General features: G+C 71.7%; 16 protein-coding genes and 1 pseudogene. 7 read left to right on the top strand and 10 right to left on the bottom strand.

Features of this window, described 5'->3' with window-relative positions:
* The first annotated feature begins 8 nt into the window (after window positions 1-8).
* From E5082_RS12115 to E5082_RS12125, 3 genes are all read left to right on the top strand, one after another.
* Window positions 9-302 (top strand): Dabb family protein, encoded by a 294-nt coding sequence (locus tag E5082_RS12115; protein WP_135791281.1) that lies wholly within the window; start codon window positions 9-11, stop codon window positions 300-302.
* A gap of 185 nt (window positions 303-487) precedes the next feature.
* Window positions 488-1339 carry an RNA polymerase sigma factor SigF gene (locus E5082_RS12120; protein ID WP_135791661.1) on the top strand — a complete coding sequence of 284 codons (852 nt, stop codon included), beginning with the start codon at window positions 488-490 and terminating at the stop codon, window positions 1337-1339.
* A 313-nt stretch (window positions 1340-1652) separates the two neighbouring features.
* Window positions 1653-2612 (top strand): RNA polymerase sigma factor SigF, encoded by a 960-nt coding sequence (locus tag E5082_RS12125; protein WP_135791282.1) that lies wholly within the window; start codon window positions 1653-1655, stop codon window positions 2610-2612.
* A 107-nt stretch (window positions 2613-2719) separates the two neighbouring features.
* Here E5082_RS12125 and E5082_RS12130 read toward each other — a convergent pair whose 3' ends face one another.
* The gene (locus tag E5082_RS12130; protein WP_030806323.1) at window positions 2720-2914 is read right to left on the bottom strand and encodes a hypothetical protein; all 195 of its coding nucleotides are present in this window, start codon (window positions 2912-2914) and stop codon (window positions 2720-2722) included.
* A gap of 205 nt (window positions 2915-3119) precedes the next feature.
* Here E5082_RS12130 and E5082_RS12135 point away from each other — a divergent pair, with 205 nt between their 5' ends.
* The 4 genes and pseudogenes from E5082_RS12135 to E5082_RS12150 all read left to right on the top strand — a co-directional run bounded on the left by E5082_RS12135 (window position 3120) and on the right by E5082_RS12150 (window position 7742).
* On the top strand, window positions 3120-3611 hold the full coding sequence (locus E5082_RS12135) for a MarR family winged helix-turn-helix transcriptional regulator (protein ID WP_086690073.1): 492 nt from the start codon (window positions 3120-3122) through the stop codon (window positions 3609-3611).
* Between the two features lie 82 nt (window positions 3612-3693).
* On the top strand, window positions 3694-6153 hold the full coding sequence (locus E5082_RS12140; RefSeq protein WP_167514043.1) for an MFS transporter: 2460 nt from the start codon (window positions 3694-3696) through the stop codon (window positions 6151-6153).
* Between the two features lie 95 nt (window positions 6154-6248).
* Complete coding sequence (locus E5082_RS12145; RefSeq protein ID WP_135791284.1) at window positions 6249-7070, top strand: YceI family protein; 822 nt, start codon at window positions 6249-6251, stop codon at window positions 7068-7070.
* 169 nt (window positions 7071-7239) lie between these two features.
* Window positions 7240-7742: pseudogene (locus E5082_RS12150) on the top strand (PPOX class F420-dependent oxidoreductase).
* Between the two features lie 38 nt (window positions 7743-7780).
* On the opposite strand, the gene E5082_RS12155 reads toward E5082_RS12150, so the two are convergent.
* The 9 genes from E5082_RS12155 to E5082_RS12195 form a co-directional block, all read right to left on the bottom strand.
* Complete coding sequence (locus tag E5082_RS12155) at window positions 7781-8557, bottom strand: TetR/AcrR family transcriptional regulator (protein WP_229918812.1); 777 nt, start codon at window positions 8555-8557, stop codon at window positions 7781-7783.
* 69 nt (window positions 8558-8626) lie between these two features.
* Entirely contained in the window at window positions 8627-10066 is a 1440-nt protein-coding gene (locus E5082_RS12160; protein ID WP_135791285.1) for an MFS transporter, read from the bottom strand.
* Between the two features lie 64 nt (window positions 10067-10130).
* Entirely contained in the window at window positions 10131-12359 is a 2229-nt protein-coding gene (locus tag E5082_RS12165; protein ID WP_135791286.1) for an ArnT family glycosyltransferase, read from the bottom strand.
* On the bottom strand, window positions 12356-13681 hold the full coding sequence (locus E5082_RS12170) for a bifunctional glycosyltransferase family 2/GtrA family protein (RefSeq protein WP_135791287.1): 1326 nt from the start codon (window positions 13679-13681) through the stop codon (window positions 12356-12358). Before E5082_RS12170 ends, E5082_RS12165 begins: the two co-directional genes overlap by 4 nt.
* 14 nt (window positions 13682-13695) lie before the next feature.
* Window positions 13696-15282, bottom strand: a complete 1587-nt coding sequence (locus E5082_RS12175; protein ID WP_135791288.1) for a sensor histidine kinase — start codon at window positions 15280-15282, stop codon at window positions 13696-13698.
* Between the two features lie 5 nt (window positions 15283-15287).
* A complete protein-coding gene (locus E5082_RS12180) occupies window positions 15288-16028 on the bottom strand; it encodes a response regulator transcription factor (protein WP_030806287.1) in 741 nt (246 codons plus the stop codon).
* Window positions 16029-16101: 73 nt separating this feature from the next.
* A complete protein-coding gene (locus tag E5082_RS12185; protein WP_135791289.1) occupies window positions 16102-16977 on the bottom strand; it encodes a DUF2797 domain-containing protein in 876 nt (291 codons plus the stop codon).
* A 135-nt stretch (window positions 16978-17112) separates the two neighbouring features.
* A complete protein-coding gene (locus E5082_RS12190) occupies window positions 17113-18090 on the bottom strand; it encodes a BRO-N domain-containing protein (RefSeq protein WP_135791290.1) in 978 nt (325 codons plus the stop codon).
* A gap of 66 nt (window positions 18091-18156) precedes the next feature.
* Window positions 18157-18507, bottom strand: coding sequence for an HGxxPAAW family protein (locus tag E5082_RS12195; protein ID WP_135791291.1), 351 nt, complete (start codon window positions 18505-18507; stop codon window positions 18157-18159).
* Between the last annotated feature and the right edge of the window lie 54 nt (window positions 18508-18561).

Genomic DNA, 18561 nt, shown 5'->3' on the forward strand with positions numbered 1-18561 from the left:
TACGCCGCATGATCCGGCACCTGGTCCTGTTCAAGCTCAACGAGGGTGTCGAGCGCGACGACCCGCGCGTCCAGGAGGGCGTGGCCGCCTTCCGCGCCCTCGGCGGGCAGATCGACGAGCTGCGCTCCTGGGAATGCGGCTGGAACGTCACGGACCGCCCCATCGCCTACGACTTCGCCATCAACTCCTCCGTCGAGGACACCGGCGCCCTCCAGCGCTACCTGGACCACCCCGCCCATCAGGCGGGCGTCGCGCTGTGGCGGGAGTTCGCCACGTGGGTGATCGCCGACTACGAGTTCTGAGGGCCGGGCAGGCCCGGAACGCGAGCCCTCCGCCGTTACGGCGGGGGGCTGTTTCGTGTCCGGCGATCCATCCATTGGCGTCGTTTGAGGGCCAACACGGCGTTATGCGGTGCTTGCACACAGTGCACATGTCTTGTGATGCTATGACCGCTTTTGACGGATGATTGACCGATGAAGAGGTGGCGTTGACCGTGTCGGCCAGTACTGCGCCGCCCCAGGCGGAGGCGCCCGCGAACCTCCCCGAGCCCTCCGCCGCACCTCCTCCCGAGAAGCGCCGGGGCGCCGACACCCGCGCCCTGACCCAGGTGCTCTTCGGCGAGCTGAAGAACCTGACGCCCGGCACCCCGGAGCACAACCGGGTCCGCGGGGCACTCATCGAGGCCAACCTCCCGCTGGTGCGCTACGCGGCCGCCCGCTTCCGCTCCCGCAACGAGCCGATGGAGGACGTGGTCCAGGTCGGCACCATCGGGCTGATCAACGCCATCGACCGCTTCGACCCCGACCGGGGCGTGCAGTTCCCGACCTTCGCCATGCCGACCGTGGTCGGCGAGATCAAGCGGTACTTCCGGGACAACGTCCGCACCGTGCACGTACCGCGCCGACTGCACGAGCTGTGGGTGCAGGTGAACGGGGCCACCGAGGACCTCACCACCGCGCTCGGCAGATCACCGTCCACCGCCGAGATCGCCGAGCGCCTGAGGATCAGCGAGGAGGAGGTGCTGTCCTGCATCGAGGCGGGACGCTCGTACCACGCGACCTCGCTGGAGGCCGCTCAGGAGGGCGACGGGCTGCCCGGACTGCTGGACCGCATCGGGTACGAGGACCCGGCGCTGGACGGCGTCGAGCACCGCGACCTGGTCCGGCACCTGCTGGTCCAGCTCCCCGAGCGTGAGCAGCGCATCCTGCTGCTCCGCTACTACAGCAACCTGACCCAGTCGCAGATCAGCGCCGAACTCGGTGTCTCCCAGATGCACGTCTCCCGGCTGCTCGCCCGGAGCTTCCAGCGGCTCAGATCGGCCAACCGGATCGAGGCATGACCGGCGCACGGGAGCACGGAACGGAAAACAGCAGGTAGCAGCCGTTCGCATGCGGGATCGAATGATCACCGTCAGGAGCGAATCACGGCACGTCGGCAGTGTCGGCAATTGTGCGCCGAAAGCCCGTCAGACCCCGTTCTGCCAGGGCTTCTTGGCGTCTCACGTGTCGACATGTCACTACAGCGCGTTGCCGACATGTGACATTCTGCGGGAAGCGCGTTTGCCGAGGCTTCGGCTCCGGTATTCAGGTGAAGGCCGTGCTGTTCGATCAGGACAGTGCGCCGCGACCGTCCCGCGACCCAAAGGGGGTGGCATGTCCGCAGAACAGGGCAGCTCGAAGGTGCTCACGAAGACCGTGGCAGCGCCGCAGAAGCTCGACGCTCTCGACGTCCTCGACGGCTTCGAGGGCGCTGAGGCCCTCGACGCCGCGCCCGCCCCCGCCGTCCCGGCACCGGCGCCCGACGCGGCCCCGGCCGCCGGGGAGGCCGCAGAACTGCCGGTGCCCTCGGGGGACATCGACACCCGCACGCTGTCCCGCTCGCTGTTCCTGCGGCTCGCCGCGCTCGGCGAGGACAGCCCCGAACGGGGTTACGTCCGGGACACCCTGATCGAGCTGAACCTCCCGCTGGTGCGGTACGCGGCGGCCCGCTTCCGCTCGCGCAACGAGCCGATGGAGGACATCGTCCAGGTCGGCACCATCGGGCTGATCAAGGCGATCGACCGCTTCGACTGCGAACGGGGCGTGGAGTTCCCGACGTTCGCCATGCCGACGGTCGTGGGCGAGATCAAGCGGTTCTTCCGCGACACCTCGTGGTCGGTGCGGGTGCCGCGCCGGCTCCAGGAGCTGCGCCTGGCGCTGACCAAGGCGAGCGACGAGCTGTCCCAGCGGCTCGACCGCTCCCCGACCGTGCCGGAGCTGGCGGTCGCGCTCGGTGTCTCCGAGGAGGACGTGGTCGACGGTCTGGCGGTGGGCAACGCCTACACCGCCTCCTCGCTCGACTCCCCGGCCCCCGAGGACGACGGCGGGGAGGGCTCCCTGGCCGACCGCCTCGGCTACGAGGACACGGCGCTGGAGGGCGTGGAGTACCGGGAGTCGCTCAAGCCGCTGCTGGCCAAGCTGCCGCCGCGCGAGCGCCGGATCATCATGCTGCGCTTCTTCGCCAACATGACCCAGTCACAGATCGGCGAGGAGGTCGGCATCTCGCAGATGCACGTCTCGCGGCTGCTGACCCGCACGCTGTCCCAGCTCCGCGAGGGTCTCGTCTCGGACTGAGGGACCCGGAGTCCGACGGACCGAAAGGCCCGCCCGGCCCGTGTCGCGCGCTTCGGCGCGGACGCGGGCCGCGGGCTTTTGAGGGGGCTCCCAGAGGGAGCCGGGGGTCACTTCAGCGCGAGCCAGGCGACGGCCGCGACGACGGCCACGGCCACGATGACGCCGATGATGAGGCCGACGCGGGGACCGGAGGAAGCCGCCTCCTGCTGGCGAGCCGGGGGAGTCTCGTCGACGAACGCGCGGAACATCTGAGTGCTGCCTGCGGGGTCGTAATTGCCCTGGGGGCCCTGGGTGTTAGCCATGGGCCGAGACACTAGCGAATCCGGGTGCCCACCCCAAGTGCGGGGCCATGGGGACAGAGGCGGGCAGGTCACCCGCGTTCACCTGCACATTTACGATCGCAATACTTGCCTTTGCCAAGTTTTTGCGCCATCGGCCACCGATCTATTTGCCTACAGCAACCAAGTATCTCTATGGTTGCCCAAAGCAACGAATACGGGAGGTGTGATGGCCGAGCAGGCGCAGTTCGAGGAGCTGGCACGTCAGCTCAGTGCCGTCGGCGCCGTGAAGCGCGACATCGGGCGGATACTCCCGCCCGACTGCCCGGCCGGTTCGGCCGCCGTGCTGACCCTGCTCGGCCGCCACGAGGAGATGCGCATGAGCAAGCTCGCCGAGCTGCTCGCCGTCGACATGTCGGTGACCAGCAGGCATGTCGCCCACGTGGCCGCGCGCGGCTGGATCGAGCGGTCCCCGGACCCGGCGGACAAGCGCTCGCGCATCCTGCGCCTGACGCCCGCGGGCAACGACCAGCTCGTGGAGCTGTCGCTGCGCACCAGCCGACTGCTCGCCGAGCGGCTGAGCGACTGGACCGACGACGAGGTCGCCCAGCTCATCCAGCTCATGACCCGGCTGCGCGCGTCGTTCGGCGACTGCCGCTCCGGTGTGCCGAGACCGGCCGCCCCCGTTTCCGCAGAAACCCGTACACCCGCGATCACGTAAGTAAAGGAAGCCCATGGCAACGACCACACCATCCGGTGTGCGGGCTCACGCCAAGCACGGGGGCGGGGCCGATGAGGCCCCGATGACCCACCGGCAGATCATGGAGGCGCTCTCCGGGCTGCTGCTCGGCATGTTCGTGGCGATCCTGTCGTCCACGATCGTCTCCAACGCGCTCCCGCACATCATCGGTGACCTCGGCGGCGGCCAGTCCGCCTACACCTGGGTCGTCACCGCGGCCCTGCTGTCCATGACGGCCGCCACCCCCCTGTGGGGCAAGCTCGCCGACCTGTACAGCAAGAAGGCGCTCGTCCAGATAGCCCTGGTGATCTACGTCGTCGGCTCGATGGCGGCCGGTCTGTCGCAGAACCCCGGCATGCTGATCGCCTGCCGTGTGGTCCAGGGCATCGGCGTCGGCGGTCTGTCCGCCCTGGCGCAGATCGTCATGGCGGCGATGATCTCCCCCCGTGAGCGCGGCCGGTACTCCGGCTACCTCGGTGCGACCTTCGCCGTCGCCACCGTCGGCGGCCCGCTGCTCGGCGGTGTCATCACCGACACCTCCTGGCTGGGCTGGCGCTGGTGCTTCTACGTCGGTGTCCCCTTCGCGGTCATCGCGCTGATCGTGCTCCAGAAGACCCTGCACCTGCCCGTGGTCAAGCGTGAGGTCAAGGTCGACTGGGGCGGCGCCGCGCTGATCTCCGCGGCCGTCTCGCTGCTGCTGGTCTGGGTCACCTTCGCCGGTGACAAGTACGACTGGCTGTCCTGGCAGACCTACGCGATGGTGGCCGGCTCGATCGTGCTCGGCGCGCTGTTCGTGCTCGTCGAGGCCAAGGCCAGCGAGCCGATCATCCCGCTGCGCCTGTTCAAGAACCGCACCATCACGCTGGCCTCGCTCGCCTCGCTGTTCGTCGGTGTGGCCATGTTCAGCGGCACCGTGTTCTTCAGCCAGTACTTCCAGCTCGCCCGCGACAAGTCCCCGACGATGTCGGGCGTCCTGACCATCCCGATGATCGGTGGTCTGTTCGTCTCCTCGACCGTGTCGGGCCAGTTCATCACCCGTACCGGCCGCTGGAAGGCGTGGCTGGTCAGCGGTGGCGTCCTGGTCACCGCCGGACTGCTCCTGCTGGGCGGCATCCGCTACGACACGGACTACTGGAAGATGGCCATCTTCATGGCCCTGCTGGGACTCGGCATCGGCATGATGATGCAGAACCTGGTGCTCGCCACGCAGAACCAGGTGGCGCCCTCCGACCTCGGCTCGGCCAGCTCCACGGTCACCTTCTTCCGCTCCCTCGGCGGCGCGGTGGGCGTCTCGGCGCTCGGCGCGGTGATGGCCCACCGGATCACGCACTACGTCACGGACGGCATCGGTTCGCTGAGCCCGAAGTACCAGGCCGCGATGGCGCAGTCCGGCTCGACCGACACCATCCCGGACATGAACACGCTGCCGGGCCCGATCCGGAACCTGCTGGAGAGCGCCTACGGCCACGGCATCGCCGATGTCTTCCTCATCGCGGGCGGCCTCGCCGCCGTCGCCTTCCTGATCACGCTGTTCATCAAGGAGGTCCCGCTGAAGACGAAGGGCGCGCTCGCGCAGTCCTCCGAGTCCGAGGCCCCCGTCACGGACCCGGCCGCCGCCCCCGCGGTCGCCGAGGCCCAGCAGGTCCCGGCCATGGCCTTCGCCACCACCGAGAGCGCCTCCTCGGCCGACGGCACGGCCACCACGGCCGCGACCGCCCCCCGGGTGACGGCCGTCGCCATGGCCGGCGAGACCGCTCCGGCCGGCGGCACCCCGGTGCAGGGCTTCGTGCGCGGCGCCGAGAGCGCCCCGGTCCCGGGTGCGGCGGTCACGCTGATCTCGCTGGCCGGCCGCCAGCTCGGCCGCGCGGTCGCCCAGGCCGACGGCTCCTACGCGCTGGCCGCCCCCGGCACCGGCTCGTACGTGCTGATCGCCTCCGCGGACGGCTTCCAGCCGCAGGCGTCCACCGTCGTGGTGGGCGAGGAGCCGCTGTCGTACGACATCCTGCTCAGTGGCACCAGCGGGCTGACCGGTGTGGTCCGGGCGGCCGGGAGCGCCCAGCCGGTGAAGGACGCGATGGTCGTCGTCACCGATGTGCGCGGTGATCTGCTGGCCGCCGCGCAGACCGGCGAGCAGGGCGAGTTCGGGTTCACCGAGCTGGTGCCCGGCACCGTGACGATCGCGGTCAACGCCGCCGGCTACCGGCCGCGCGCGCTGCCCGTGGAGGTCGCCACCACCGGGGTCACCCGCGTGGAGGTCGACCTGGACACCGGCGCGCTGCTCAGCGGTGTCGTCCGGGCCCCGCACGGGCCGCTGGCCGACGCCCGCGTCACCCTGGTCGACCAGGCGGGCAACGTGGTCGGCACCGCCACCACCGGTGCGGACGGCGCGTACGCCTTCACCGACCTGGACAGCGGCGAGTACACCGTGATCGCCACGGGTTACCCGCCGGTGGCCACCGCGCTGACCGTCGCCGGTACCGGCACGGACGGCCACGACATCGAACTCGCCCACCCCGGCGAGTAGTTCACCCGACCGGCCCGTGGCCCGCCTTCGAAGAAGCGGGCCACGGGCCGGTCCCCTGACCGACGCGCGCTCAGCCGCGCAGGGAGAAGAACGCCATGGCACTGACCGCGAGAATCCGCACCCGTGACGGCTGGGCCGTCTCGCACGCGGTGGTCACGGTGGCCGACATGACCGGTACGCAGGTGCTGCGGGCCGAGGCCGACGCCGAGGGCGTGGTGCGCGACGACACCGCGCTGGCTCCGGGGGCGTACACGGTGATCGTGACCGCCGTCGGGTACGCGCCCGTCGCCTCCAGCGCGCTGGTCACCGCGAGCGGCCGGGCCGAGGTCGGCGCGGTCACCCTGGCCCGGCAGGGCGGCAGCGAGCTGCCGCCGCCCGGCCCGTGGACCATCGACCCGGTGCACTCCTCGGTCGGCGCGGTCGCGCAGCACCTGGGCATCTCCAGCGTGCGGGGCCGGTTCACCGAGTTCGGCGGGAGCATCGAGATCGCGCCCGACGACATCACCAAGTCCCGCGTGGAGGCGGTCATCCGGGCCGAGTCCATCGACACCGGCAACGGGATGCGGGACACCCACCTGCGCTCGGCCGACTTCCTGGACGTGGCGAAGTACCCGGAGCTGACCTACCGCTCGGCCGGGCTGACCCAGGCCGGGCCCGACCGGTGGACCGTGCACGGCGAGCTGTCGATGCGCGGGATCGCCCGCCCGGTCGACCTGGACCTCGCCTACCTCGGCACCGGCGCCGATCCCTGGGGCGGTACGCGGGCCGCGTTCCGGGCGACGGCCGAGCTGCACCGGGACGACTTCGCCATGAACTACAACCAGGTTCTCCAGGCCGGCATCGCCGCCATCGGCACCACCCTGCGGATCGAGCTGGAAATCCAGGCGGTCCAGGGCGACGTGCTGCCGTCGCTCTGACGAGACACCCCCTAAAGGGTGTTGCACAACGGCGATCACGCTCAGATCCAGCCATCGGCAGCAAGGTCAACTGCCCGAATGTGCCCGTCTTTCTGCCGTCTTGGAACGCCGCAGGAAGGAGACCCGGAAGATCGACCAGCCGTTGTGCAACAGCCTTTAGGCTCGGCGCATGGCACCCGACATCGCTACGAACACCAAAGTGACCCTGCCGGAACTGCTGGACTTCGTACGACCCCGCCATCGCGCCATCCTGCTGACCCGGCGCTCCGACGGCTCGCCCCAGGGCTCCCCGCTGACCTGCGGGGTGGACGACTCCGGCCGGATCGTGGCCTCCACGTATCCGGAGCGGGCCAAGACCCGGAACGCGTGGGGGCACCTCCCAGGCCCTCAAGGCACTGGGGGAGGGACGAGCGGGTCAGCCTGATCGTGCTGAGCGACGAGTGGAACGGGCCCTGGGTCCAGATCGACGGCACGGCCGAGGTGCTGGACACCCCGGAGTCCATCGAGCCGCTGGTCGAGTACTACCGGAACATCGCCGGTGAGCACCCGGACTGGGACGAGTACCGCAAGGCCATGGCCGAGCAGGGCAAGTCCATCATCCGGGTCACGCCGGAGCGGTGGGGGCCGGTGGCGACGGGCGGGTTCCCGGCGCGGCTGGCGTCCGGCTCGTAGAGCAACACCTTGGTGGCCCGTGGCCGGCCCTCGGGGGGTCAGCCGCGGGCCACCATCGCTTCGATGCCCGCGATCAGCAGGTCAAGGGCGAAGACGAAGTCCCGGTCGAGCATCTCCTGCACCGTGTCACCGCCGCGCGCGTCCATCAGGGCGAGGGACTCCCGCAGGACCTCCGAGGTGCCGGCCACCTCGGAGGCGACGTTGAGGGACTGCTGGAAGTATTCGTCCGCGCTCAGCCCGGTGTCCGCGATGCGGGCGTGGAAGTGGCCCTCGATCGTGCCGTAGCCGTACACGAACTGGAAGACGGCCGAGATCGCGCCCGTCACCCCGTGCGCGGGCAGCCCCGCCCGGCCGACCACCCGCTGCACCGCGCGGGAGAAGGCCAGGGAGTTCGGGCCGATGTTGAGGAAGCGGCCCGCGATCGGGGACAGCCAGGGGTGGCGGACCATCATCGCCCGGTACTCGGTCGCCAGGGCGCGCAACTGCTCGCGCCAGTCGGCCTCCGTGTCCTCCGCGTCGGGCAGCGGAAGCTCGCCGAAGGCGGTGTCCAGGGCGAGTTCGAGCAGGTCGTCCTTGGTGTCGACGTACCAGTACAGGGACATCGCGGTCACATTCAGCTCGCCCGCCAGGCGGCGCATGGAGAAGCGGTCCAGGCCCTCGGCGTCCAGCAGGGCGACCGAGGTCGCGGTGATCCGGTCCCGGTCCAGGCCGGAGGGCTGGCCGCCCCGGCCGCGCCGCTCCTTGCCGGTCACCCAGACGCTGCCGCGCCGCCCGGCCTTGGGGCGGTCCTCATGGGGGCCGTCTTCCTTCACCACCGGGCTTCCCTCCGTGGGCCGTCGCTCACCGCACACCTTGCCAGGTCCGGGCGGCTCAACCACCCCGGTTCAGGCGGCATCGCGCTGGGCCCGCTTGAGCAGTGCCGCCGCGACCAGGCCACCGGCCAGCACAGAGACGGAGCCGACCAGTTGGCCGGCGCTGAGCCCGGCCGACAGGGTGCGGCCGTGGGCCAGGAAGGAGCTGAGCACCGCGCCCAGCACGGCCACCCCGAGACCGTTGCCGAACTCGGCCAGCGTGCCGTTGATCCCGGCACCGACCCCGGCCTTCTCCGGGGGGATGGCGCTCATGATCGCGTGCGCCATGGCGGGGTTGGCCAGCGCGCACCCGGCGCCGATCAGCACCAGCCCGAGCAGCGTCCCGGCGTACCCGGAGGAGGCCAGCTCGGCGATGGAGACCAGGCCGCCCGCCATCAGCGCCATGCCCAGCGCGATCGCCACCGGCGTGCCCAGCCTGGCCGCCCACTTGGCGGAGAGCCCGCTGAAGTTGAGCAGGACCACGGTGAGCGCCAGCGGCGCGGTGCGCGCGCCCGCCTCCAAGGGGCCGTAGCCGAGGACCAGCTGGAGGTGCTGGGTGAGCAGGAACAGCGCGCCGCCCATGCCGAAGGTGATGAGCACCGCGCCCGCGACCGCTCCGGTGAACCGGCGGTCCCGGAAGAACGCGAGGTCGAGCATCGGCTCCTCGACCCGGCTCTCCCAGTACGCGAACACCGCCAGCACGGCCACCGCCACGGCCGCCGAGCCGAGCACGCGGGCCGAGGACCAGCCGTGGTGCGGGCCGGAGATGACCGCGAAGACCAGGGCGGTCATGCCGATCGTGGAGAGCAGCGCGCCCAGCAGGTCGGGGCGGGCGGGCAGGCCCGTGGCGCCGACGGCACGGGTGGCCTTGGACTCGGGTACGAGGGCCACCACGGCGACCAGGCCCAGGGCGGCCACGGGCAGGTTGATCAGGAAGATCGCGCCCCACCAGAAGTGGTCGAGCACGAAGCCGCCGATCAGCGGGCCGGCCGCGAAGCCCAGCGAGTTGACCGCGGCCCAGATGCCGATCGCCTTCGGCTGCTCCTCGGGCGCGAAGATCTGCATGGCAACGGCGAGCGTGGTGGTCAGCAGCAGCGCGCCGCCGATGCCCATGCCCGCGCGGGCCGCGATCAACTGCCCCGTGGTGGTCGAGAGTCCGGCGGCCAGTGAGCCGAGACCGAACACCGCGAGGCCCGCGATCAGCATCTTCTTGCGGCCGTAGCGGTCCGCGGCGCTGCCCGCGGTGAGCAGCAGGCCGGACTGGACCAGCGAGTACGCGTTGATCATCCACTGGATGTCGGAGGTGGCCGCGTGCAGCCGGTGGGTGAGCGAGGGGATCGCCACGTTCAGCACGGTGTTGTCGAGCAGCACGGTGAGCTGGGCGAGGCAGATCACGCCGAGGATCAGCCAGCGGCGGGGGTGGCCCGCGGGGGCCTTCGGGTGCGGTGGTGCCGAGACGTCGGGAGCGGACATGCCGTACACCGTATAGCGCTTTCCCTATACGGTGTACGGCATTATCGGCCGAAGGTGTTCCCGGTCAGCCGGCCTGCTTCCGGGTGAGGTCGTAGAAGGTGGCCGAACCGACCGTCACCTTCTTGAAGTTGGCCTCCACCCAGGTACTGATGGAGGTGGCGGTGCCGCCGGCACCCATGCCGCCTCGCGCCTCGCCGGTGCGGCCCATGCCACCGCCCATGCCCCCGCCCGCGATGTAGTAGTGGATCCTGCCGTCGGCGACGTACCGCTTGAACTGGGCGAGGGTCGGGGACGGGTCGGTGCCGTTGAAGCCGCCGATCGCCATCACCGCCTTGTTGGTGGCGAGTTGGTAGCTGGCCGCGTTCTGCGAGCCGGTGGAGGCGGCTACCCAGGTGTAGGAGTCGGCGTCGGCCAGGAGGAGCTTCTTGGCCTTGGCGGAGACGGTGGCGCCGTTGAGGAGGCCGCCCGCGCCGCCGGGGGCGCCCATGCGGCCGGATTCGCCGGTACCGCCGGGGAAGCCCGGGCCGCCCGGGAAACCGCCGCCGGGGAAGCCCTGGCCGTTCTGCCCGCCTTGGCCCTTGCTCTGGCCGTTGCCGTTGCTGTTGCCCTGACCGCCCTGGCCGGGGAAGCCACCGCCGGGGAAGCCCTGGCCGCCCGTACCGCCGGGCGGCGTCTGGCCCTGGCCCTGCCCGCCCGGCATCCCGCCGGGGAAGCCGCCGCGCATGCCCTCGCCCCGGCCACCCGGACGGCCGAAGCCCATCATGCTCGCGCCCGCCGGTCCGGCGGTCGGGATCGACCCGGTGTGAGCGGAGTTCACCGTGCTCAGCGTGTACGCCGTCGGCCCCGCCAGGGCCGCGGCCAGGCCCAGCGCGGCCGCGCCGAGCGCCAGGTTCCGGGGCGCGCGGCCGAGGAACAACAACCCGAGCGCGGCGAGCAGCCCGCCGACCAGCACCAGCCACTTCAGCCAGGGCAGGTAGTCGGAGGTGCGGTTGAGCAGCACGTACCCCCAGGCGCCCGCGGCCACCGAGGCGGCCGCCAGCGCCCAGCCCGCCCAGGTCTCCTCGCGGCGCTCCCACAGCAGCCCGGTGCCCATGCCGATCACGGCGGCGAGGTACGGGGCGAGGGCGATCGTGTAGTACTGGTGGAAGATGCCGGCCATGTAGCTGAAGACCGCCATGGTGATCAGCAGTGAGCCGCCCCAGACCAGGAACGACGCACGGGTGACAGAGGTGCGGCCCAGCTTCCGGGTGGCCCACAGGCCCGCGACCAGCAGGATCAGCGCGGCCGGAAGCAGCCAGGAGACCTGGCCGCCGACCTCGGCGCCGAACATCCGGTCCCAGCCGGTCGAGCCCCAGCGGCCACCGCCGCCGCCCATGCCGCCGCCTCCGCCGCCGACGCTGCCGGTCTCGTCGCCGTTGATCCGGCCGAGCCCGTTGTAGCCGAAGGTCAGCTCCAGGAAGCTGTTGTGCTGCGAGCCGCCGATGTACGGGCGGGAGGAGGCCGGCCACAGCTCGACCACCGCGACCCACCAGCCGCCGGACACCACCAGTGCGAGGGTGGCCAGCGCGAGCTGGACCAGCCGCCTGCCGAACCGCACCGGCGCGCAGACCGCGTGGACGATCGCCAGCGGAGGCAGGATCAGGAAGGCCTGGAGGGTCTTGGCGAGGAAGGCGAAGCCGATGGCCACGCCCGCCCAGACCAGCCAGCGGGTCCGGCCGTCCTCGACCGCGCGGACGGTGAAGTAGCAGGCCAGCGCCATCAGCAGGGCCAGCATCGCGTCCGGGTTGTTGAAGCGGAACATCATCGCCGCGACCGGGGTCAGCGCCAGCACCGTGCCCGCGACCAGCCCGGCCACCGCGCTGAACCGGCGCCGTACGGCCGCGTACACGACCGCCACCGAGCCGACGCCCATGAGGACCTGGGGGACCAGGACCGCCCAGGAGTTCAGGCCGAAGACCCGGACCGACAGCTCCATGGGCCACAGGAACGCCGAGGGCTTGTCGACGGTGATGGCGTTGCCGCCGTCCAGCGAGCCGAAGAAGAAGGCCTTCCAGGAGGTGCTGCCCGCCTGGACGGCCGCCGAGTAGAAGGAGTTGGCGAAGCCGGAGGCGCTCAGGTCGTAGAGGTACAGCACGAAGGTCGCCGCCAGCAGTGCCCAGAAGGCGGGACGGACCCAGCCCGGGTCCTGGGGACGGCCGCGCCACAGACGGCGGGCGAAGGTGGCCTTGGGAGCGGCGGCCGGTGCGGGTGGCGTCTCGGCGGTCTGCGGGGGCTGGTCGTAGTGGGTGGTCATCGGGGGTCCCCCGTGGAGATGGTGGTGGGTTCGGAGAGGGCGGCGGGTACGGCCGGGGCGAGTACGGGTGCGGGTGCGGGGTCGCGGCGGTCGGGGAAGACCCAGGCGCGGAAGAGGAGGAAGCGCAGGACGGTCGCGGCGAGGTTGGCGACGACCAGGACCGCGATCTCGGTGCTGTGCGCGGGGCCGGCGGTGGCCGCGTTCAGGGCGGCCAGCGAGCCGCTGGTCAGGGCGAGTCCGATGGCGAAGACGACCAGGCCCTGCGCCTGGTGCCGTACCGCTCCGCCCCGGCCGCGCACCCCGAAGGTCAGGCGCCGGTTGGCGGCCGTGTTGGCGAGCGCGGAGAGCAGCAGGGCGAGCGCGTTGGCCGCCTGCGAGCCGCCGAACTGCCGGAACAGGCTGTAGAGGAGCAGGTAGAAGAGGGTGGAGAGCCCGCCGACCACGCAGAACCCGACGAGCTGGCGGGCCAGCCCCTTGGGCACGTCGGTGATCTCGCGGTCGCGGGGGTCGTCGCCGAACGGCCGGGCCAGCCGGTCCAGCGGCAGCGAACCGGTGGTCAGCGCCCGCCCCACCCGCCACACGCCCTTCAGGTCCTCGGTCGCGGTGCGCACGATGCGCACGGTGGAGTCCGGGTCGTCGACCCAGTCGACCGGCACTTCGTGGATGCGCAGTCCCGCCCGCTCGGCCAGCACCAGCATCTCGGTGTCGAAGAACCAGCCGGTGTCCTCCACCAGCGGCAGCAGCGCCCGGGCCACCTCGCGCCGGATCGCCTTGAAGCCGCACTGCGCGTCGGAGAACCGCGCCTGGAGCGAGCCACGCAGGATCAGGTTGTAGGCCCGGCTGATGAACTCCCGCTTCGGCCCGCGCACCACCCGCGAGGTCCGGCTGAGCCGGGAACCGATCGCCAGGTCGGAGTGGCCCGAGATCAGCGGGGCGACCAGCGGGAGCAGGGCGTTGAGGTCGGTGGAGAGGTCGACGTCCATGTACGCGAGGACCGGCGCGTCGGAGGCGGACCACACCGTGCGCAGGGCGCGTCCCCGGCCCTTGCGCTCCAGCCGGACGCTGGTCACGTCCGGGTGGCGGGCGGCGAGTTCGGCGGCGATGAGCGGGGTGCCGTCGGTGGAGGCGTTGTCCGCGATGGTGACCCGGAAGGCGTAGGGGAAGGTGCGCGCCAGGTGCTCCCGCAGTCTGAGGACGCACCGGCGCAGGTCCTTCTCCTCGTTGTAGACGGGGATCACCACGTCCAGCACCGGGGTGCCGGCGGCCGTGGCAGGGAGGTGCTCCCGTGCCGGGAGGGTGCCGGGAGAAGAGTCGGTTCGCATGGGACCGACTCTTCTCAACTCCCCTGTCGCGCCCGTGTGGTGACGCTGTGGCCCGGCTGTGAGCGCGGAACCGGCTCGGGCCCGGCGGCGGGCAGCCGTACGGTGAACACGGTCCGGCCGGGCCGGCTCTCGACGTCCACGGTGCCGCCGTGCGCGGTGACGACGGCCCGCACGATGGCGAGGCCGAGCCCCGTGGAGCCGGTGGCGCGGGTGCGGGCGGAGTCGCCGCGCGCGAACCGCTCGAAGACGTGCGGCAGCAGCGCGGCGGGGATGCCCGGACCGTCGTCCGCCACCTGCACGCACATCCGGTCGCCCTGCCTGCGCACCCGCGCGGTCACCGTGGTGCCCGGCGGGGTGTGGCTGCGGGCGTTGCCCAGCAGGTTGACCAGGATCTGCTGGAGCCGGGCCGCGTCGGCGGTCACCGGCGCCGGTTCGTCGGGCAGGTCGAGCCGCCAGGTGTGGCCGAGGCCGGCCGCGCGGGCGTCGCTGACCGTGTCCACCACCAGCGGGACCAGGTCGGTGCGGTCGAACTGGAGCGGGCGGCCGGCGTCCAGCCGCGCGAGCAGCAACAGGTCCTCCACCAGCAGGGTCATCCGGCCCGCCTCGGACTCGATCCGCGCCAGCGCGTGCCGGGTGTCCGGGCCGACCTGTTCCCCGCCGCGCCGGGTCAGCTCGGCGTAGCCGCGTATCGAGGCGAGCGGGGTGCGCAGCTCGTGGCTGGCGTCGGCGACGAAGCGCCGGACGCGGGTCTCGCTCTCCTGGCGGGCGTGCAGGGCACCGTTGACGTGGTCGAGCATCCGGTTGAGCGCGGCGCCGACCCGGCCGACCTCGGTGTGCGGGTCGCATTCGGACTCCGGGACCCGCTCGCTGAGGTTCACCTCGCCGGAGTGCAGGGGGAGTTCGGAGACACGGGTGGCGGTGCGCGCCACCCGGCGCAGGGGGCGGGTGGCGACGCCGACGATGACCGTGCCGGCCAGCGAGGCCGCGACGAGCCCGGCGAGGGTGACGCAGACCTCGACCAGGATCAGGGTGTCGACGACGCCGTCCATGTCGGCGGTGGGGAGGGCGACGTAGTACCGGTCGGCGCTGTCGTGGCTCGCCGCGTACCGGACGAGGTAGTCGCCGAGGCCGGGGAGGTGGACGGTGTGGGCGCCGCCGTCCTGGGGGACGGTGGCGAGGGCGTCGGTCTGGGCCTGGCTGAGGCGGGCCGCGCGCATGCGCCGGAACACACCGCTGCCGTCCTTCTGCTCTTCGGAGACCGCCCCGGAGACGATCGAGCCGTCGCGCACGTACGCGGCGACGGTCTGCTTCTGGGTGGGTCCACGGGTGAGCAGGGTGGTGACCCGTTCGGCGGGGCTCTCGACGGCCGCCGCCGAGGCGAGCGCGGCGGCGGCCGGGTCCAGGGGGCCGGGGCCGGGACGCGGGCGGCCGACCGCCCGCTCGGCCATCTCCCGCACCTTGCCGTCGAGTTGCTGGTACAGGTGCTCGTGCAGGGCGAGCGTGGTCACCGTACCGATCACCGCGCAGACCACGGCGATGAGCACGACGGACGCGACGACCAGCCGCGTCCGCAGGGTGCGTGGGGTGCCCGCGCGGCGCACGGGCCTCACGACACGGCGGGCTTGATCAGGTAGCCCGCCCCCCGGCGGGTGTGGATCATCGGCTCCCGGCCCGCGTCGATCTTCCGGCGCAGATAGGAGATGTACAGCTCCACGACGTTCGCCTGCCCGCCGAAGTCGTACGACCAGACCCGGTCCAGTATCTGCGCCTTGCTCAGCACCCGGCGCGGGTTGCGCATCAGGAAGCGGAGCAGCTCGAACTCGGTGGCGGTCAGGTGGATGGACTCCTCGCCCCGCCAGACCTCGTGGCTGTCCTCGTCCAGGCTGAGGTCGCCCACCACCAGCACGGAGTCCGGGCGCCGGTCGGTGGCGCCGGAGCGCCGGATCAGCCCGCGCAGCCGGGCCACGACCTCCTCCAGGCTGAACGGCTTGGTGACGTAGTCGTCCCCGCCCGCCGTGAGCCCGGCGATACGATCCTCCACCGCGTCCTTGGCGGTGAGGAACAGCACCGGCACGTCCGGGAGTTCGCGACGCAGCCGGCTCAGCACGGTCAGCCCGTCCATGTCCGGCAGCATCATGTCCAGGACCACCGCGTCGGGCCGGAACTCACGCGCCGCCCGCAGCGCGCCCTGTCCGTCCCCCGCGCTCCTTATCCGCCAGCCCTCGTAGCGCAGCGCCATGCTCAGCAGTTCGGTGATCGACAGCTCGTCGTCCACCACCAGCACGCGGACGGGGCTGCCGTCCGGCCTCAGCAGTTCGGTGCGCCCCTGGGGCGAGGTCGTGGTCATGGTGAGACCTTGTCCGCACCCTCTGAGAGAGCCCTTTCGGCAGTCTGTGATTTCGCTGAGAAAGGGGTGAGAGTCAGAAGAGGCCGTCCTGACGGGCGGCGAAGTCCTTTACGGGCAGGGTGATTTCGTTGCTCCCCTGAGCCGGGATCAGCTCCCAGCCGGGGAGCAGACGGGTGTCGAGCACGAGTACGCCTCCGGGTCCGCCGGTGTCCAGGTGCAGGTCGGGTCCGGCGGCGGCGACGAGTTCACCGGCCACGTGTCCTCCGGCGACCAGCTCGGTCACGGCGCCGGTGGCGGGCTCGGCGTGCTGGAGGTTGAAGGCGGCGAGGTGGTCCGTGACGTGGCACGGTTCTCGTACGACGGACTCCGGCCAGTTCCCGAGGGAGGCGGCCCGTGCGTGCAGCTCCCGCACCTCCGCCGCCCGCTCCTCGGCTCCGGCCGGGAGGGCGGCGCGTACGGTGCGCTTCGCGGCGTACGGAATCCGGTCCGGGACGCCGAGCGCGGCCCGCAGCAGCTCCTCGGTGCGCCGGGCGGCCATCAGCGGGCCGGTGCCGAGCCAGCTGAAGCAGACGGCACCCTGCTCCAGCAGCCGTGCCGACCCGCGCTCCACGGCGGTGATGCCGACCTTGACCATTCCGGGGCCGAACCAGGCCAGGTAGACGCGGTACGGGCGGGGGTCGTCGGCGATCGTGTCGGCGGCCACGGAGTGCGCGCGGTCCAGGCGGGCGCAGTCGTCGCAGCGGGCGCCGGTGCTTCGCGCGGGGACGGGGGCGCCGGCGGGGCACGCGTTCCCCCGCGCGCCCACGCAGCGCCGCACGGTGTCCTCCGGTACGCCGAAGGCGACCCGTTTCCCCCACGTCAGCGCGCTGCGCCGGCCGCCGGACCAGACCAGCTCCGGCCCCTTTGGGGACCAGCGCAGTCCCGTACACGTCCACATCTGTGCTGCCATCACTCGTGAGGGTAGGAGATGCCGCCGACATCGCCGGTCCGGCGGCGGAGGCGGGTACGGTACGTGGAGAGCCCGAAGCCGCATCCTCTGAGTGCGACTTCGGGCTCTGTCTCTTTGGCTACCGAGTCTCTTCGGCTACGGGAGCGAGTAGACGGGTACCCCGTCCGCCGCGCTGCCGCTCTGCCGTACACAGCCCCGCTTGATCAGCATGCGTACGCAGTCGTGGACGCGGTCGCGTGTAAGACCGGTGCGGGCCGCGACGTCCTCCAGACGGCAGGCGACGGGGCCGTGGACCAGGGCGGGGGCGAGGTGGGCGGCGACGGCATGCACGTCCTCGGTGACGACCAGGTTGCGGTCGCGCCAGGTGGCGAGGAGGTGCTGGGGGGTCAGGGGTGCGCGCCGCGGCTCGGGGGGAGGGGCGGGGCGCATGCGGTCGGCGATCTGGTCGAGGGCGTCGGCGATGCGGGTGAGGACGTGGTGGACGCCGGTTACTTGGTGGGTGAGGGCGCCCAGCTGCTCGCTGACCTTGCTGCGCTCGTCGTTCGCGCGGCGGAGTTCGGCGAGGTGCTCGGCCTGGGCGGCGGCGAGGGCTTCGTCGGCGCGGAGGTTGCGCTCCTCCAGGCGCACGATGGCGTCGGCGACCTGTGCGGGCATGACGTAGGAGGTGCCCGGAGCGGTCTGGAGCGGGGCGGGGTCGAGGCTGTATGTGCCGTCGCGCTGGATGGTGACGATGACTTCGGAGACCCAGGCTTTGAAGGGGGCGCATTCGGGCTTGGTGCACGCGTTCACGAGGGTGATCAGAGACCGCAGACTCACCATCCGCATCGACTTCTTGAGCCCGTGACCTGCGATTCTGCGCAAAGCGTCTCCGCTATAGACGCTTCGTGCAAGATCTTCGAGACTCTGGTGCCCATCCCTCGGGACATGGTGCAGCAGTGCCTGGCGAGTGTTCACATACCCCAGCCTCGTCGCCACGTCGACGGCCGGGAACCAGTGCTCACCGTCCGGAGTGGTCAACCTCCGCACGCGGGCCCCGGTGGCTGCGAACACGAAGTCGTCAATGTCGATCGCGCCCCGCTCGGGCAGCCGGGTCCTGTCGTTGTGCTCGTACATCGAGCATCACCTCCACCACGGAAGCTAGGGAGGCTGACCAGCAACTATGGCCGTTGCAGGGCACGTTCACTCGATGGGAGACAGAGGTATCGATTCGGCACGGGTGACCGCGGGGGCGGAGGCCGGACGCCGGCCGGCGAGAGCGCAGCCCACGCACCCGGCGTGGCCACCGCGGGCCTGCGTGTCCCGCGTCCCCATCCGCCACTCCGCCCGCGGCCGGACGCCCGGCGGCTTCCCCCACCCACTGAGATGCAGCACCCAGGTGACCAGCACGCCGACCGCGACGAGCACCCCGCCGCCCACGAGAGCCGCAACGGACCCCGTACACACTCCCGCGCCCCCGACACCACTGCCGAGCGTGGCGATGGCGCACCCGGTCCACCCCGCGATCGTGTGACCCTCGTCGTACAGACTCATGGAACGGCCTCCTATACATCTCTCACGTACTAAGAGATTTACCTCTCGAATATC

Source organism: Streptomyces griseoluteus, from assembly GCF_004784465.1.
Lineage (GTDB): Bacteria > Actinomycetota > Actinomycetes > Streptomycetales > Streptomycetaceae > Streptomyces > Streptomyces griseoluteus.

Bases quoted from the DNA above. Each gene is read 5' to 3' on its own strand.
- E5082_RS12185 (WP_135791289.1), bottom strand. From the start codon at position 16,977: ATGGCAGCACAGATGTGGACGTGTACGGGACTGCGCTGGTCCCCAAAG.
- E5082_RS12145 (WP_135791284.1), top strand. From the start codon at position 6,249: ATGGCACTGACCGCGAGAATCCGCACCCGTGACGGCTGGGCCGTCTCG.
- E5082_RS12125 (WP_135791282.1), top strand. From the start codon at position 1,653: ATGTCCGCAGAACAGGGCAGCTCGAAGGTGCTCACGAAGACCGTGGCA.
- E5082_RS12180 (WP_030806287.1), bottom strand. From the start codon at position 16,028: ATGACCACGACCTCGCCCCAGGGGCGCACCGAACTGCTGAGGCCGGAC.
- E5082_RS12190 (WP_135791290.1), bottom strand. From the start codon at position 18,090: ATGTACGAGCACAACGACAGGACCCGGCTGCCCGAGCGGGGCGCGATC.
- E5082_RS12165 (WP_135791286.1), bottom strand. From the start codon at position 12,359: ATGACCACCCACTACGACCAGCCCCCGCAGACCGCCGAGACGCCACCC.
- E5082_RS12170 (WP_135791287.1), bottom strand. From the start codon at position 13,681: ATGCGAACCGACTCTTCTCCCGGCACCCTCCCGGCACGGGAGCACCTC.
- E5082_RS12160 (WP_135791285.1), bottom strand. From the start codon at position 10,066: ATGTCCGCTCCCGACGTCTCGGCACCACCGCACCCGAAGGCCCCCGCG.
- E5082_RS12115 (WP_135791281.1), top strand. From the start codon at position 9: ATGATCCGGCACCTGGTCCTGTTCAAGCTCAACGAGGGTGTCGAGCGC.
- E5082_RS12195 (WP_135791291.1), bottom strand. From the start codon at position 18,507: ATGAGTCTGTACGACGAGGGTCACACGATCGCGGGGTGGACCGGGTGC.
- E5082_RS12135 (WP_086690073.1), top strand. From the start codon at position 3,120: ATGGCCGAGCAGGCGCAGTTCGAGGAGCTGGCACGTCAGCTCAGTGCC.
- E5082_RS12140 (WP_167514043.1), top strand. From the start codon at position 3,694: ATGACCCACCGGCAGATCATGGAGGCGCTCTCCGGGCTGCTGCTCGGC.
- E5082_RS12130 (WP_030806323.1), bottom strand. From the start codon at position 2,914: ATGGCTAACACCCAGGGCCCCCAGGGCAATTACGACCCCGCAGGCAGC.